Origin of the sequence: Mycobacterium mantenii (genome assembly GCF_010731775.1) — a bacterium.
Classification (GTDB): Bacteria; Actinomycetota; Actinomycetes; order Mycobacteriales; family Mycobacteriaceae; genus Mycobacterium; species Mycobacterium mantenii.
In genome coordinates this window covers 3,557,863-3,573,035 of the sequence record NZ_AP022590.1, presented here as the reverse complement: position 1 = coordinate 3,573,035, position 15,173 = coordinate 3,557,863, and the positions used below count along the sequence as shown (strand labels likewise).

Genomic DNA, 15,173 nt, shown 5'->3' with positions numbered 1-15,173 from the left:
AATACCCGGTCCGTTGACAGCTCCCAGTCATCCGGCGCGCGTAGGGTCGGTTAGGTAGGCGTGCTAGCGAATTGGGGAGGGCACCGGCGTGGCCAGGACGGACGACGACAGCTGGGAGATCACCGAGAGCGTGGGGGCGACTGCTCTGGGCGTGGCGGCGGCCCGGGCCGCCGAGACCGAGAGTGAGAATCCGCTGATCAGCGACCCATTCGCGCGGGTGTTTCTGCAGGCGGCCGGGGAAGGCATGTGGGACTGGTTCGCGGCTCCCAATCTGCCCGCCCAGATCGCCGAGCTCGAACCGGACCTGAAGCCCCGGATGCAGGGGATGGTCGACTACATGGCCGCCCGGACGGCGTTCTTCGACAGGTTCTTCCTCGACGCAATCGGCGGGGGCGTGCGTCAGGTGGTGATTCTGGCGGCGGGGCTGGACTCCCGGGCCTGGCGGCTGCCCTTCGGAAAAGAGGGGCCGGATGCCACCACGGTGTACGAGTTGGACCAGCCGCGGGTGTTGGACTTTAAGGCGTCGACGCTGCGCGAAAAGGGCGCCCAGCCAACCTGCAAGCTCGTCAACGTTCCCGTCGACCTGCGCCACGACTGGCCGTCCGCATTGCAGCAGGCCGGATTTGACCTCTCGGCGCCCAGCGTGTGGTCGGCGGAGGGGCTGTTGCCGTTTCTGCCGGCAGCCGCCCAAGAGCTGCTGTTCGACCGGGTACAGGCGCTCAGCGCGCACGGCAGCCGGATCGCCGTGGAAGCGCCCGGCCCCGACTTCCTCGACGAGGAGGCCCGGAACCGGCAACGCCAGACCATGCAGCGGGTGCGCGACCTGATGGCCGAACTGGACCCCGAGCGCGACATTCCCGACGTGCAAGACCTGTGGTACTTCGAGGAACGTGAGGATGTGGCTGACTGGCTGGGCCGGCACGGCTGGGAGGTGACGGTCACCCCAGCGCCGGAGCTGATGGCCGGCTACGGCCGCAAGCCACCACAGGGCATCGACGACGCCACGCCGCAGACGCTGTTCGTGGCGGCGCAGCGGACGGGAGGGAACTGATCGTGGCCAGAACCGACAACGACAGCTGGGAGATCACCGAAAGCGTGGGCGCGACCGCGCTTGGTGTGGCCTCGGCCCGTGCCGCGGAGACCCGCAGCGAAAACCCTTTGATCACAGATCCATTCGCTCAGGTGTTCCTCGACGCCGCCGGTGACGGCGTGTGGAATTGGCACTCCGGGGCGCAGCTGCCGGCCGAAATCGTCGAAGCCGAGCCGACGCTGCCGCTGCAGATGCAGTCGATGGTCGGTTACATGGCCTCGCGCACGGCGTTTTTCGACAAGTTCTTCCTCGACGCCACCGGTGCGGGCATCCGCCAGGCGGTGATCCTGGCGGCCGGCCTGGACGCGCGGTCCTGGCGGTTGCCCTGGCCGGCGGGCACCACAGTCTACGAGCTCGACCAGACCCGGGTGCTGGACTTCAAGGCGTCCACCCTGGCCGAGCATGGGGCTCAACCCGCCTGCAACCGCGTCGCAGTCCCGGTGGACCTGCGCCAGGATTGGCCGACCGCGTTGCGGCAGGCGGGTTTTGACGCGTCAGCGTCCAGTGTCTGGTCGGCCGAGGGATTGATGCCGTACCTGCCCGCGGCCGCGCAAGAGTTACTGTTCGACCGCATCCAGGGGCTGACCGGTCCCGGCAGCCGGGTCGCCGTGGAGGCGCTGGGCCCGAAGTTCCTCGATCCGCAGGCCCGCGCCAAGCGCCGTGAGCGGATGGACCGGATCCGCGCGCTGATGGCCGGAGTGGATCCGGATCGCGAGCTGCCCCGGACCGACGAGCTCTGGTATTTCGAGGAACGCGAGGACGTCGGCGAGTGGTTCGGCCGCCACGGCTGGGACGTGACGGTGACGCCGGCCGACGAGTTGATGGCCGGCTACGGGCGCGCGGCGCCCAAGGAGGTCCGGGACTACGTGCCCGGGAATCTGTTCGTGGCTGCGCAACGGGCCGGGAGCTAACGCCGTTAATCCCTTGTGCTACTTGAGCTTATAGCCGTCGGCGGTCAGCCGTCAGCCCAACGGGATACTTATCCAGCCCTAGAGGGCGGACTACCGGTCGCGTCGATCCGGCGGTGCGGGATTGGTTGTCGGACCCGATGCCCACGACGCGGTGGGCGGCCGGATGGCCTAAACGAAGTCCTTTATGCCCCAACATGTTTAAGCTTCGATATGTTGCCGGTAGTGAGCGGCCCGGATAGTCAACCTAGTTGGTTGTTGGTGGTGGTTGGGGTTGGAAGGGTTCGTACCACCACCAGTCGGCGCGCTCGCCGGTGGGCCCGGGGCAGGGCGGGACGGCGGGCGGGGCATGGTGGGGCGGTCGTGCGAGTGATCGCGCGCTGAGGGTTCCGCCGGCGCTGTCGGTGATGAGGAGTGCGTCGGCGGGTCCGGCGATGGTGATGGCGCCGCGGTGGTGTGCGCGGTGGTGATAGGGGCAGATCAGCACCAGGTTGGATAAGTCGGTGGGGCCGCCGTCTTCCCAGTGGATGATGTGATGCGCGTGCAGGCCGCGGGTGGCTCCGCAACCGGGTACCGCGCAGGTGGGGTGGCGGTGCTCGAGGGCGCGGCGCAATCTGCGGTTGACTATCCGGGTGGTGCGGCCGGCGCCGAGGGGCTGTCCGTCGCGTTCGAACCAGACTTCGCAGGTGGCATCGCAGGTCAGGTGTTGGCGTTCGGCGTCGGACAGCAGCGGACCCAGATGCAGCGCTGCGGCGGGCTTCTCAACGTCGAGGTGGGCCACCACGGTGGTGTGCTGCCCGTGGGGCCGACGGGCCGCCTCGGCGTCCCAGCCCGTTTCGACCAGGCGCATAAACGCCTCGCCGGTGCTCGGCAAGGGTGGTGCCTGATCGCGCTCGCCGTCGCCGTGGTCGCGCTTCCATTCAGCGAGGAGCGCATCACGATGCGCCGCCAAGGCCGCGTCGAACTTCGCCGCGTCCAGGTGGGGAAGTCTGATCCGCCAGCAGCTGAACTCCTCGCTGGAAGTCTTGGTGATCGAGGCCTGCGGTTGGGGTCGAGAATCGGGGTTGGGTCGCGGTTCCAGCTTGACCGCGGTGCGCAGCTGGTTGACCGTGGCCACCTCCGCCAGCTGCGCGTAGTGCTCATCGGACCCCTCGCCGGCGCGTGCGGCGATGACCCCGACCTGATCGAGCGACAGCCGACCTTCGGCCATGCCGGCCGCGCAGCGGGGAAACTCGGCCAGCCGGTGGGCCACGGTGGCGATCGTGTGGGCGTTCGCCGAGGACGCGCCGAGCTTCCAGGCCACCAGCGCTGCGACCGAGCGTGCACCGGTCACACCGCAGAGGTCGTCGCGATCGAGCTCGGCGACGATCTCCACGATGCGCCCATCAATCGCGTTGCGCTGACCGCTCAACTCCGCCAACTCCTCGAACAACACCTCCACCCGCTCGGCAGGGCTCACCGCCACGGGAGGCGACGCGTTCAACGACATAACGCCATCATGACAACCGAGTACGACAAGTTTCGTTCCGCCCGATCCTCGCTGCCGGCAGCTGGCAACGCAGCGCTTTCCACGTCGCGAGCGACCAAAGCTCGCTAGCGGGTTCTACGGATCCCGTTCAGGTACAGCATCGTCGCGACCTGCGTGGCCGCGCCATTTGCGGTACCCGCGATGCGCGGCGAACGCGCCGACGATGGCGCTCCCGCACCACACCGCTATCGCCGCGTAGGCCAGCGGCGACGACCTGTTCCCGATCGAGGCGCCCAGCGCGGTGTAGGCGAAGGCCCGCGGGGCCGAACCGATGAACGCACCAATGGCCATCTGCCACACCGGAACTCCGAACGCCCCGAATGCGTACGAGGCCAGCGCATCCGAGATACCGGGCACGAAGCGCTGGCCGACGACGGCCCACAGGCCGCCGCGTCCGATCAGGACGTCCATGCGATCGGCCCGCGTCGGCCCGAGCAGCGCGCGTGCGCTGTCGCGACCGGCCCGCCGGCCGACGAAACTCGCGACGGTCGCGGTGCCCACCGTCGCGCCCAACGTCACGAAGACGCCCACCAGCGGACCGAACAGCAACCCACTGCCCGCCGCCAGTATCGAGCCCGGAACGAACAACGCCCCCACCACCGCCGAGACCACCACGTAGGTCAGCGGCGCCGCCGGCCCGGTCGCCGACACCACGCCCCGAATCTCGTCGATGTTGATCACCCGCGCGACGGCCACCAAGTAGAAGACCACCGCCAGGAACCCGGCGAACACCACGAGCCGCGCGATGTGGCCGCGTCGCGATCCGGGCCGCGATGCCGGTGCGGGAGCGTCGTCGTCGTTCATGTCGTTCATGCCGGCCGTCACTTCGCACCGCCGCGCAGCCGCTGCGCCAATCCGCTGGCCCGCGCGGCCCGACGGCCGATCGCGGCGCGTACCGAAGCCTCCGGCCCTACCACCCGCACCTTGGTCTTCGCCCGGGTGATCGCCGTGTAGAACAATTCCCGCGTGAGCAATCGCGAATCTTCGGGCGGTATCAACACCGTCACCTCGGCGGCCTGGCTGCCCTGGCTCTTGTGAATGGTCATGGCGTGCATCGTTTCCACCTCGCCGAGGCGGCTGGTCGCGAAGTCCAGCGGTCCGGTCGCGCCGGCGAAGACCGCACGCAGGCCGTCCGCACCGGCCACCGTCACGCCGGTGTCCCCGTTGTACAGGCGCAGCCCGTAGTCGTTCGCCGTCACCAGCAGGGGGCGGCCGGCATACCACTGGGACCAGGCCGGCTGGCCGGTCGCCTCGGCAATCCACTTCTGCACCTGCGTGTTCCAGTGCGTCGCCCCGTAGGGTCCGTCGCGGTGCGCACACAACAACCGGTGTTCATCCAGCGTGGTCGACGCCTCGCGCACCGCGCCCAGCAGCGCGGCCGACCGCAGCCGCAGCGCGTGCGCAACCAGCACCTCACGCAGCCGGTCGGCCGGGCGATCGGAATCCACCCATTCGATGTGCTCGCCGCCGGCCGCCAGCAGCCCCACGACCCGGTCCGCGTCGCCGATCCGGACCGCCTCGGCCAGGGCACCGATCGACGTGCCGAACCGGTGCGGGGTGCGCAGCGCGGCCACCCGCACGTCGTCGCGGGCGGCCAGCCCCTCCACCAGATCGGCCAACACGGCGCCCGCCTCCACCGAGGCCAACTGGTCGGGGTCACCGACCAGGATCAGCCGGGTGTCCGGCCGTACCGCTTCGACCAGCCGGGCCATCATGGTCAACGACACCATCGACGTCTCGTCCACCACGATGACGTCGTGCGGCAGTCGATTGGCGCGATTGTGCTTGAACCGCACCGACGTGTCCGGCCGGGGACCCAGCAGGCGGTGCAGCGTGGTTCCCGGTAGGCCGGTCAGCCGCGCCCGGTCCGCGGCGGTGAGCTCCTCGATCCCCGCGGCCACCGCCTCGGCCAGCCGGGCCGCCGCCTTGCCCGTCGGGGCGGCCAGCGCGATCCGGGGTTTGGGCAAACCGGCACGCTCCGCATGTTCGGTGAGCAGGGCGAGCAGGCGGGCGACTGTGGTGGTCTTGCCGGTGCCGGGCCCGCCGGTCAGCACGGTCAACGCCTGCGACACCGCGATCTCGGCGGCCGCCCGCTGTTCCTCGTAACCGGGCGGGAAAAGTCTTTCGTAACTGGATGATTCGACGGTGGCCGGAGCTGCCGAAAGCGCCAGCAGGTCGGTGCAGACCTGCTGCTCCTCGAGCCAGTACCTGTCGAAGTACAGCAGATCGCCGAGCAGTCGTAGCACCGGTGGCGTCTGAAGCAAGGCGCTGGCCCGCACCGCCGACATCCAGTCGGCGGCGCCGGGCCAGGGCAGGTCGGCGTCATCGACCTGGGCGGGCACTGCGCGCAGATCGACGCAGACCGAGCCGCCGCGCAGCGCACGCACCACCAAAGCGACGGCCAGCTCCACCCGCTCATCGGATCCACCCGTGAGCGAGGTAAGCCGTTGCGCCACATGGATATCGGCGGGCTCGAGAACACCGGCGTCACTGAACGTGCGCAGCAATCCGGTCGCGGACATCACTTCCGCGGTCACGCGGCCACCCCCCGGGCGTCGAGCAGGTCGGACAGCGCCGCGATCAACGACCAGGGCGGCCGCCAATCGAAGACGCCCGCCGGATGCCCGTCGAGCACCGGCGTCTGCGCGCCGCACATGCCCCGCACGAACAGGTAGAGGACGCCACCGAGATGGCGGCTCGGGTCGTAATCCGTCAGCCGCCACCGCAGGAACCGATGCAGCACAGCGCAATACAGCAGCGCCTGCAGCGGATAGTCCGAGTGCAACATCGCCTCCGCCATCCGTGACCGGTCGTAGTCGGCAGCGGTCAGCGGTCGTTCCGGGTCCCCGAGCCGGTTGGTCTTGTAATCCACTACCACGAAGCGGTGCCCCGCCCCGTCGGGAACACGGAGGACGGCGTCGATCGATCCGGTGAGGTATCCGCGCAGCGACTGATCGCCGAGGCCGGGTTCGGCCAACCGGTCGGCATACGATGCCAGCACATCATCGGCCGGCAGGTGTTCGCGCAACAGCGGCGCCAGATCCGCCAGCCGAACCTGCGCCGCCGTCGCACGACGATCCCCACCGGCCAAGGGAAGTTCAAAATCCAGCTCGCGCAACCGGTCTGGCAATCCGATCTGGCGCAGCGTCATACCACCGGTCAACGGCCCCAGCGAGGTGTCGTGCATCGGCACCATCGCCGCGGCCAACTCCTCGGGCGCCGCGGCAACCGGCCACCACGCCGAATGCGCCCGGATCTGCGTCTCCAGCTCGGCCGCGAGGTCCGCGGCGAACGGGTCGGCCGTTTCCAGCACGGCGTGCACCAGCGAGCCGAACGTGGCGCCGGCCGGAAGATCCGCCATCGGCGAGGGTACGTCCGGCCCGGATACCGCGGACACCAACGGGATGTCGCCCACTTCGTCGTCGAGTTCGCCGACTTCGGGCTCGCTGCTCACCCCGCTGCTCTGCGCCGCCCGTATCAGACCGGAATAGGAGGTGCGCCGCCAGCCGGTGTCGATGCCGCGGTGGAAGTGGCGACTTTCCAGGCGCGCGGGCACCGGTTCGGCGGGCAGCGACGGGGCCGGCGCCACCACCGACTCCTCGATGACCGGCCCGCCGGCCGCCTCCCACTCGCGCAGCCGGGCCATGGCGTCGTCGTCGGAGATCTTCGCGGGTTCGCAGCGGTCCGGAACCACCGGCTCGCCGGGCCGGCGACCCCGCAGCAGCCGCGACAGGCCGCCGTTGGGTTCGTAGTACGCCGGCGACCACCACGCCACCACCTGGGCCTGCGCCCTGGTCAGCGCGACGTAGGTGAGCCGGCTGTCGTCGCTGGCGTCCTCTTTACGGCCAAGCCGCTCAACGACTTTGAAGTCGGGGCTGTCCTTGCCTCCGACGTGCAGACAACGCATGCCGTCCTCGTCGTGGAACAGCACCACGTCGCTGTCCTGGGTGTTGCGGTTGAACGCGAACGGCAGGTACACGATCGGGTATTGCAGGCCCTTGCTGACGAAGACGGTCATGATCTGCACGGCCGCGGCGTCGCTGTCGAGCCGGCGGTTGCGCTCCGGTGCGCCGCTGCGTTCGTCACGCTGCCGGCGCAGCCAATCGCGCAGCGCGGGCAGGCTGTAGTGCTCACGGTGCGCGACATCCTGCAGCAGCTGGGTGACATGCGCCAGGTCGGTCATGTGCCGCTCACCACCCTGCCAGGCGAGCACGCGATTGCCCATGCCCAGCAATTGCGCCGCCTCGAAGATGGCCGCGACACCGCGTTCGCGGGCGTGACCGGCCCACTCGCGCAGGGTCATTGCGATCCGGTCCGTCAGGGCGTCGCCCCCGGCGGCCAGCGTTTCGGCGGTCTCCCCGAAGAACATCGTCGCCGCGGCCGCGCGCACCATCCCGGGCCGGTGCGGTTGATCGAACGCCTCCAGCAGGCACAGCCAATCCTCGGCGGCCTCGGAGGTGAACACGTCGGAGTTGCCGGTGTAGACCGCGGGGACGCCCGCGTCGCAGAGCGCCTTGAAACACGCGTGCGCGTCCCGGTGCTTCTCCACGATGACGGCGATGTCGCGGGCCTGCAGCGGCCGGCCGCCGAACGTCGCACCGCTGGCCAGCAACGCGCGGATGTCGGACGCCAGGTCCGCACCGATATGCTCGCGCACCTGGTCGATCGGCAGGTTCTGAACCCCGCGTCGCCCCAAAGCGTTTCGCGCGACCACACGCAACCGGAAGGGGTCGTTGCACGGTGCTCCGGCGAGCCGATGGCCGCGGTGATGCGCGTCGACGTCGTTCACCACGATCGCGGGGTCGCCGAGTTGGGCGCCGCGCAGCACCACCTGCAGCCGCTGCAGCAGCGCGGAATCGGTGCGCCAGTTGGTGTCCAGCGTCTTGCGCTCACCCGCCGTCTCGGCCGCCCGCAGGTAGGTGACGATGTCACCGCCGCGAAACGCATAGATCGCCTGCTTGGGATCACCGATGAGAATCACCGTGGAGCGCCCACTGAACGCGCGGTCGATCACCTGCCATTGCACGGGGTCGGTGTCCTGGAACTCGTCGACCATGACGATCGGCCAGCGTTGATGCATGCGCAGCCGGGCGGGGGAGTCGCCGGTGGCCAGCGCATCGGCCAGCCGGATCAACAGGTCGTCATAGCCGAGGACGCCCAGCCGGCGCTTGCGTGTATCCAACTCGGCCAGAACATCATTGGCGAACCCGACGCTGACAGCGGCCCGCGAATCGGGATCCGGGTCACGCGGCCGCAGCTGGGTCGACGGGTTCTTGACGACCTCGCGCGCCAGCCGCAGCGCCTCGCGATAGTGCAGCACCGGATCGTCGCGCTCCTGGCCGAAGTGGGCCAGGTACAGGTCATCGACGATCTCGGTCACCAGGTCGTCGAGGCTGTCGAGCAGCGTCACGCTGGCCGCGGTGTCGCCGGCCACGCCGAGCGAGCGCAGCACCAGTTGGCAGAACTGGTGGGTGGTGGCGATCGTCGCCGCGTCGAAGCCGGCCAGCGCGTCGCGAAGGCGCTGTTGGCGCGCTGCACGCTGATCGTCGGTGCCGTCCAGTAGGTACGCCACCACCTGGTTGTCGCCGACGGTCGACGGATCCGCGAAAGTGCGTACGGCATCGACGATTTGGCAGCGGACGCGCTCGCGCAGCTCCTGGCTGGCGGCCCGGCCGAAGGTGATCAGCAGCATCTGGTCCAGCGTCGCGGCGCCGTCGGCGAGATACCGCGTCACCAGGCCGGCCAACGCGAACGTCTTGCCGGTCCCCGCGCTGGCCTCCAGCACGGTGGTGGAACGCTCGGCCGGCAGCGCGCCCAACAGGTCGAAGCGCTCCATCAGACCCGCTTCCTCTCGGCGCGCAGCATCGGCAGCCAGACTCGGGCAGCGTAGGCGCCGAGCCGGTTGTCTTCGCCGTCGCACTCCTCGCCTGGCCGCACCGGCTGCATCAGCGCGTCGAGCGGCGCACCCTTTCCCCACGCCCGCGCGTGCGCCGGAGCCTGGTCCTCGCCAGGGAAACGGTCGCTGGATCTCCATCGGTACCGCGCCTCGGTCACCGGGTCGTCGCCGCCGTAGCGCGCGGCCGCCCAAGCGTAGGACGTTTTGATGGGCAACGGAATTGGCTCACGCCGTCCCGCATCGTAGATCGCCACCAGCTCGCTCAGCACCTCGACGGCCCGCTCACCGTCGCCCGGCGGTCCCAGACCCTCCGCCCGGGTGCCGGTGCCCCTGCGCATGCGGCCGATGCACACCGCCGACCAGTCCCGGCCGGGATCGTGAGCGACCAGCGCCAGCAACGGTATCCACGATTCCAGCAGGTGCTTGCCGTCCAGCCGCGAATACGTCACCGACACCGTTTGCTCGCCATACACCGGCGACACCGTGCCGGTGAGGCGCCGCCCGCCGCCCAGATCGACGTCGACATCGTATGCGGCGGGGCGGTGCTTTTGCGTGTGACGAAGCGCCTCGAGCGCCAATACGGCGGCCTGGTCGCGAATCTCGGTGACCTTGCGCCAGCCGAGTTGACCCGGCGGCAGCGTGCCGCGCCGCCACTCGGCCTGCCGCGCATCGTCGGGAGTCATCCCGCGCAGGATGTCACCCAGCATCCGGTCGCCGACCGTCCACTCTTCGAGACCGTCGATGTCGACGGGCATGGCGTCCTGCACGCCGTCGACATCGTGCGGCAACGTGAATTCCAGTGCGCGGAAGAACCCTTTCACCGGGTCTCTGAAGAAGCCGACCAGATCGGCGAGGATCACGTCACCGGCCGGCGGGGCCGGCAGCGGCGCCACGATGAACCTCGGCTGCTCGCTGTGTTCGCCGGTGGCCGCGCGCGCCGCGCGCAGCACCGTGGGGTCGAAACTGAACGGCACGTCCGGGACCAGCCTGCCGGGGATCACGTTGCGAAGGTCGAACGGCTGCAACGGATGTTCGATGACGATCCGGTCACGCACCTTCGCTGTGGTGGTCATGTCGAGGGTATCCAGCAATTCGGCCAGCGGCACCGCGGGCGGGCGTGGCTGCCCCGAATACTCGTTGGCGCCGGTGTAGGTGATCACCAGTTTCTCGGTGGCCGCGCCGATCGCGTCGAGCAACAGTTGCCTGTCCTCGGACCGGATGTCGCGCTCGCCGGTCATCGGGCACCGGGCCAGCGCGTCGTCACCGTCGACGATGCCGAGCCGTGGGAACAGGCCGTCGTCGAGCCCGACCAGGCAGACCACCCGGTGTGGTACGGAGCGCATCGGCACCATGGTGCACACCGTCAGGGTGCCGGTGCGGAAGTTGGCCCGCGTCGGGCGCCCGGAAAGGCGTTGGCCGAGCAGCGCGCGAATGTCGGGCAGCCGCAGCGCGGTGCCGCCCCGGGATCCGGCCTGCGCTGCCGTTCGGGCGAACTCGCGTTGCATCTGACCGGTCTGCCATTCGTCCGCATCGCGGACTTGGGTCAGCAGCGCGACGCCCCCGGCCAGGGCGGCCAACCACTCGGTCAGCGGCCGGGTGCCGGTGAGGGAGTCGACCACATGCGCCAGCCGGGCGACGAATTCGGCGAACTGGCCGGCCAATTGGACGCGGTTGCTGCTGACGTCGTCGAGCGGCAGCGTCGCGTCGATCCATGCGTTCGAATCGTCCGACATCGCGACGCCCGCCAGTATTCGGTCGATGCCGAAACGCCATGTGTTGTGCACGAAGTCGACGTGGTAGGGCCGCCGGTGCTCCTGGTCCAATCCCCACCGGATGTTCGCCTGCCGCACCCAACGGGTGATGGCTTCCAGGTCGTCATCGGTGAACCCGAACCGGGCGCGCACCGGCGGCGCCTGGGCCAGGTTGAGCACCTCGCTGGCCGTCACCCGGCCGGCCGCCAGGGCCAGCAGTTGCGCGGCGATGCCCAGCAGCGGATTGGTCTGGATCGGCGAGCGGTCCGCCAGCCGCACCCGTAGCTGGTGGGCGGGATGGGCGCCGTGCACCACGTCGCCCAGGCCGAAGTCGGCCATGATCAGCGGCGCGTAGGTTTCGATGTCCGGGCACATCACCAGGATGTCGCGCGGTTCGAGCGTCGGGTCGTCCTGTAACAGGCCGAGCAGCACCTCGCGTAGCACGTCGACCTGGCGGGCCGGGCCGTGGCAGTTGTGTATCTGTACCGATCGGTCGTCGGCCGCCACCGTGCGGCCAAGTGGGCGAACGACATTGGCGGCGATGTCGGACTGCAGCCAGCCGAGCAGCGTGTCCGGACGCGCAGCACCGGTGAGGTAGTCGTCTGTCACCGGATCGGCCGGCAGGCCGCGTTGCAGTTCGCGCAGGTCTCGGCCCAGCGTCGCGAGCAGCGGATGGGACACCGCGCGATGGCTCACGTCCTCGCGCCGGGCAATGGCGCCGTGTGTGCCGGCCAGCGCCCGCCACAGCTGGTCGCTGGGGTGCGGTAACCACAGGTGTAGCTCGTGGTGGGTGGCCACGGCCTCCAAGAGCTCGATGTCGGTGCGGGTCAACCGGGTGTGCCCGAACAGCGAGAGCCGCGGCGGCAGTTCGCCGGGCGCCCCCCGCAACCGCGCGATGGTCTCACCGTGGCGGATATGCGGCGGGTCGGCGGCGACCCGGGCAACCAGCGCCCGCCACAGCTCGGGCTGCCAGCGCAGGTCCTCGTCGAGATCACCGACGTCGCCGTCGCACCAGTCGACCAGCAGTTGCGGGCGTTGCCGAGCGTAGGAGTCGAACAGCCCCGCCAGCCGGCGCGCCACCTCGTATCGTCTGCCCCGGCGCAGCTCGGCCTCCGCGCCGGTGTGGAAATGCCCCACGTGCGTGGCCAGCGTGCGGCACCACGGCTTGTCCAGCGAACAGTCGATCGCCTCCAGCAGCGGCCAGGCCATCGCGTCCGGCGACCACGGGTCGTTGTCGGCGGTGCCGGTGATCTCGGCGATCAACGAACCCGGGCTGCGGAAATCGACCCCGGCGCACACTCCGTCACCGCCGCGCGCACCGAGCACATGCGACAACCGCTGGCTGAGCCAGCGCTCCACGCCGCGCGCCGGGACCACGACGAGTTCGGTGGCGAACGGATCGGACAACGGGCGGGCCAGCAGAGCGCCGAGACCGTCGGCCAACAGATCGGTGCGCTCGGCACGGTGCAGATGAAGCGGCATTTCGCTGTCACGATAAACCCGGACACCGACGCGGGTGGCCGCTTACGTCCGCGGCGTGTGTCGCCCGAGGGGCGGGCGCGGGGTTATTTGGCCAGCGTGAACTGGTTGACGTCGATGTATCCGGCCCGGAATGCGTCGGCGCAGCCGGTCAGGTACCGCATGTAGCGCTGGTAGACCTCTTCGGACTGGATTTCGACGGCCTCGCGGTGGCGCGCCTGCAACGCCTCGGCCCAGTGATCGAGGGTGCGGGCGTAGTGCAGCCGCAACGACTGCCGGCGTTTCAGATTGAAGCCCATCTTCGATGCGTGGAACTCCACTATCTCGATCGCCGGCAACTGACCGCCCGGGAAGATCTCGGTGGCGATGAATTCGTTGAAGCTGGTCTGCTCCTCGGTCATCGGCAGTTCGCGCTCGACGATCTGCTGCGGGGTCAGCATGGTGATGGTGTGCAGCATCATCACCCCGTCCTCGGGCAGGGTGCGGTGGGCCATCGCGAAGAAGTCGTCGTAGCGGTCATACCCGAAATGCTCGAACGCGCCGATGGAGACGATCCGGTCCGCGTGTTCGTCGAACTCTTCCCAGCCGTGCAGCAACACCCGCCTGCTGCGTTCGGTGTTCATCGCGTCGAAGAGCTTCTGCACGTGGGCGGCCTGGTGCTCGGACAGGGTCAGACCGACGACGTTCACGTCGTAGTTTTCGATCGCGCGGCGCATGGTGCCTCCCCAGCCGCACCCGATGTCCAGCAGCGTCATGCCCGGCCGCAGACCCAGCTTGCCCAGCGAGAGGTCCATCTTGCGCAACTGCGCCTCTTCCAGCGAGATATCCCGGTTGCGATCCCAGTACGCGCAGCTGTAGGTCATGGTGGGGTCGAGGAACAACCGGAAGAAGTCGTCGGACAGGTCGTAGTGGGCCTGTACCTCTTCGAAGTGCGGCGTCAGGTTTTCTGCCACGGCGCAAACCCGCCTTTCTGTCTAGGGACCATTCGGTTGTTCACGAGTGCGCCGCTCGGATGGTTCACCACGGCTTCCCCGAAACGCCGCAAACAAACCACAACGTCCGTGCCGGGAATCCTCGATCGATCCGGCGTGGCATGGCCGCCGCGGCTCTGGCCACCCCGCAGGAGAAGTCGTATTTAGCTGTGGCCCAAGACGTTTGGCTACGCTGGCACCCGACCACTCACATCTACCGGAGCTAGGCTAAGGGCGAACGCGCAATCCCTACCTGGGAATTGAGCCGATCCTACGCCGGTTGATCCGGGAAAACAGACGATGGAGGGAGCCAGATGGAAGCTTGGGACGCGATCTGCGCACGCCGCAACGTGCGGGATTACCAGCCGAAACCGATACCGGGCGAGGACCTGGACCGCATCGCGGAAGCAGGCTGGCGCGCACCGTCGGCGAAGAACCGCCAGCCGTGGGACTTCGTCATCGTCACCGACCGCAACCAGCTGGCCGAGCTGTCCACGGTCTGGCGGGGGGCCGGCCACATCGCGGCGGCCCCGGCCGCGATCGCCATCGTGGTCCCGGTGCCGCCCGACGAACGCCGAGTGGTCACCGACAACTATGACGTCGGGCAGGCCACCATGGCCATGATGATCGCCGCCACGGACCTGGGTATCGGGACCGGTCACTCGTCGGTGGGGGACCAGGACAAGGCCCGCGCCATCCTCGGTGTGCCCGACGAGTACCTGGTGGCCTTCCTGCTCGGTGTCGGCTATCCCGCCGACCGCCCGCTACGCCCGATCCGCAAGCCGAATCGGCGGCCGTTCTCGGAGGTCGTCCACCACGGCCGTTGGTGATCGCCACCGCAAGCCTTCGGCGCCTTATCGAGTCGCGCGTGCATGACCGCCGGGTTACGGTCCCGCCGGTGTCGGAGGTATGCGTCACCACCAAACTCGCTAGCGCATGCGCTAGCGGATCCGGCGAAGTGTCCAATTCCCCGGACACGGCCCCGGCGCAACTACCTTTCCGTTCGTGCATGCTGAGACGCATGACGAGAAACGAACTCACCGAACAGATCGTCGTCGCGCGGTTGGCGAAAGGGCTGACGTGGCAACAGCTGGCCGATGCGATCGACCGGCCGCTGATGTGGACCACGGCGGCGTTGCTCGGCCAGCACCCGATCCCGGTCGAACATGCCAAGGTTCTCATCGACATGCTCGGTCTCGACGAGTCGGCGGTGCCGGTGCTGGCCGCCGCTTCGATGCGCGGCGGGCTGCCCACCGCGGTTCCGACGGACCCGACCATCTACCGCTTCTACGAAGCCCTGCAGGTATACGGCGGCGCCCTCAAGGAAGTCATCGCCGAACAGTTCGGCGACGGCATCATGAGCGCGATCAACTTCAGTCTCGACGTGCAAAAGAAGCCGCACCCGTCCGGCGACCGGGTGGTGGTGACGTTCGACGGGAAGTTCCTGCCCTATCAATGGGTCGCGGCGGATGACTGAGGCGAGGTCGCCCGGGTGAAGTGACGGCGGCACGCACGCGTGTCAGACTGGCGTCGAGGAGGCGAAGGGAACG

At 69.1% G+C, this 15,173-nt stretch carries 10 protein-coding genes; 4 read left to right on the top strand and 6 right to left on the bottom strand.

The genetic code is table 11. From position 1 onward, the window contains the following. The first annotated feature begins 88 nt into the window (after positions 1-88). Both G6N50_RS16040 and G6N50_RS16035 read left to right on the top strand, forming a co-directional pair. The gene (locus G6N50_RS16040) at positions 89-1,051 is read left to right on the top strand and encodes a class I SAM-dependent methyltransferase (RefSeq protein WP_083093214.1); all 963 of its coding nucleotides are present in this window, start codon (positions 89-91) and stop codon (positions 1,049-1,051) included. Between the two features lie 2 nt (positions 1,052-1,053). Beyond that, entirely contained in the window at positions 1,054-2,001 is a 948-nt protein-coding gene (locus G6N50_RS16035) for a class I SAM-dependent methyltransferase (protein WP_083093215.1), read from the top strand. A 244-nt stretch (positions 2,002-2,245) separates the two neighbouring features. Here the strand turns inward: G6N50_RS16035 and G6N50_RS16030 are convergent, their stop codons facing one another. From G6N50_RS16030 to G6N50_RS16005, 6 genes are all read right to left on the bottom strand, one after another. Then, complete coding sequence (locus G6N50_RS16030) at positions 2,246-3,487, bottom strand: HNH endonuclease signature motif containing protein (protein WP_083093217.1); 1,242 nt, start codon at positions 3,485-3,487, stop codon at positions 2,246-2,248. 114 nt (positions 3,488-3,601) lie between these two features. Continuing rightward, a complete protein-coding gene (locus G6N50_RS16025; RefSeq protein WP_083093549.1) occupies positions 3,602-4,330 on the bottom strand; it encodes a TVP38/TMEM64 family protein in 729 nt (242 codons plus the stop codon). 17 nt (positions 4,331-4,347) lie between these two features. Beyond that, positions 4,348-6,048 (bottom strand): exodeoxyribonuclease V subunit alpha, encoded by a 1,701-nt coding sequence (gene recD, locus G6N50_RS16020; RefSeq protein WP_083093547.1) that lies wholly within the window; start codon positions 6,046-6,048, stop codon positions 4,348-4,350. An 11-nt stretch (positions 6,049-6,059) separates the two neighbouring features. Continuing rightward, positions 6,060-9,362: an exodeoxyribonuclease V subunit beta gene (gene recB, locus G6N50_RS16015; protein ID WP_083093219.1), complete on the bottom strand. Its 3,303-nt coding sequence runs from the start codon at positions 9,360-9,362 to the stop codon at positions 6,060-6,062. Further along, entirely contained in the window at positions 9,362-12,655 is a 3,294-nt protein-coding gene (gene recC / locus G6N50_RS16010; RefSeq protein ID WP_083093220.1) for an exodeoxyribonuclease V subunit gamma, read from the bottom strand. Before recC ends, recB begins: the two co-directional genes overlap by 1 nt. 83 nt (positions 12,656-12,738) lie before the next feature. Then, on the bottom strand, positions 12,739-13,605 hold the full coding sequence (locus G6N50_RS16005) for a cyclopropane mycolic acid synthase family methyltransferase (protein WP_083093222.1): 867 nt from the start codon (positions 13,603-13,605) through the stop codon (positions 12,739-12,741). Positions 13,606-13,937: 332 nt separating this feature from the next. Here G6N50_RS16005 and G6N50_RS16000 point away from each other — a divergent pair, with 332 nt between their 5' ends. Both G6N50_RS16000 and cynS read left to right on the top strand, forming a co-directional pair. After that, positions 13,938-14,453, top strand: coding sequence for a nitroreductase family protein (locus G6N50_RS16000; RefSeq protein ID WP_083093224.1), 516 nt, complete (start codon positions 13,938-13,940; stop codon positions 14,451-14,453). Between the two features lie 191 nt (positions 14,454-14,644). Then, positions 14,645-15,100 (top strand): cyanase, encoded by a 456-nt coding sequence (gene cynS, locus G6N50_RS15995; RefSeq protein WP_443677640.1) that lies wholly within the window; start codon positions 14,645-14,647, stop codon positions 15,098-15,100. Positions 15,101-15,173: the final 73 nt, after the last annotated feature.

Excerpts from the sequence above, each read along its gene's own strand:
- recC (WP_083093220.1), bottom strand. The coding sequence starts at position 12,655 with ATGCCGCTTCATCTGCACCGTGCCGAGCGCACCGATCTGTTGGCCGAC.
- recD (WP_083093547.1), bottom strand. The coding sequence starts at position 6,048 with ATGTCCGCGACCGGATTGCTGCGCACGTTCAGTGACGCCGGTGTTCTC.
- G6N50_RS16030 (WP_083093217.1), bottom strand. The coding sequence starts at position 3,487 with ATGTCGTTGAACGCGTCGCCTCCCGTGGCGGTGAGCCCTGCCGAGCGG.
- recB (WP_083093219.1), bottom strand. The coding sequence starts at position 9,362 with ATGGAGCGCTTCGACCTGTTGGGCGCGCTGCCGGCCGAGCGTTCCACC.
- G6N50_RS16025 (WP_083093549.1), bottom strand. The coding sequence starts at position 4,330 with ATGAACGACGACGACGCTCCCGCACCGGCATCGCGGCCCGGATCGCGA.
- G6N50_RS16000 (WP_083093224.1), top strand. The coding sequence starts at position 13,938 with ATGGAAGCTTGGGACGCGATCTGCGCACGCCGCAACGTGCGGGATTAC.
- cynS (WP_443677640.1), top strand. The coding sequence starts at position 14,645 with ATGACGAGAAACGAACTCACCGAACAGATCGTCGTCGCGCGGTTGGCG.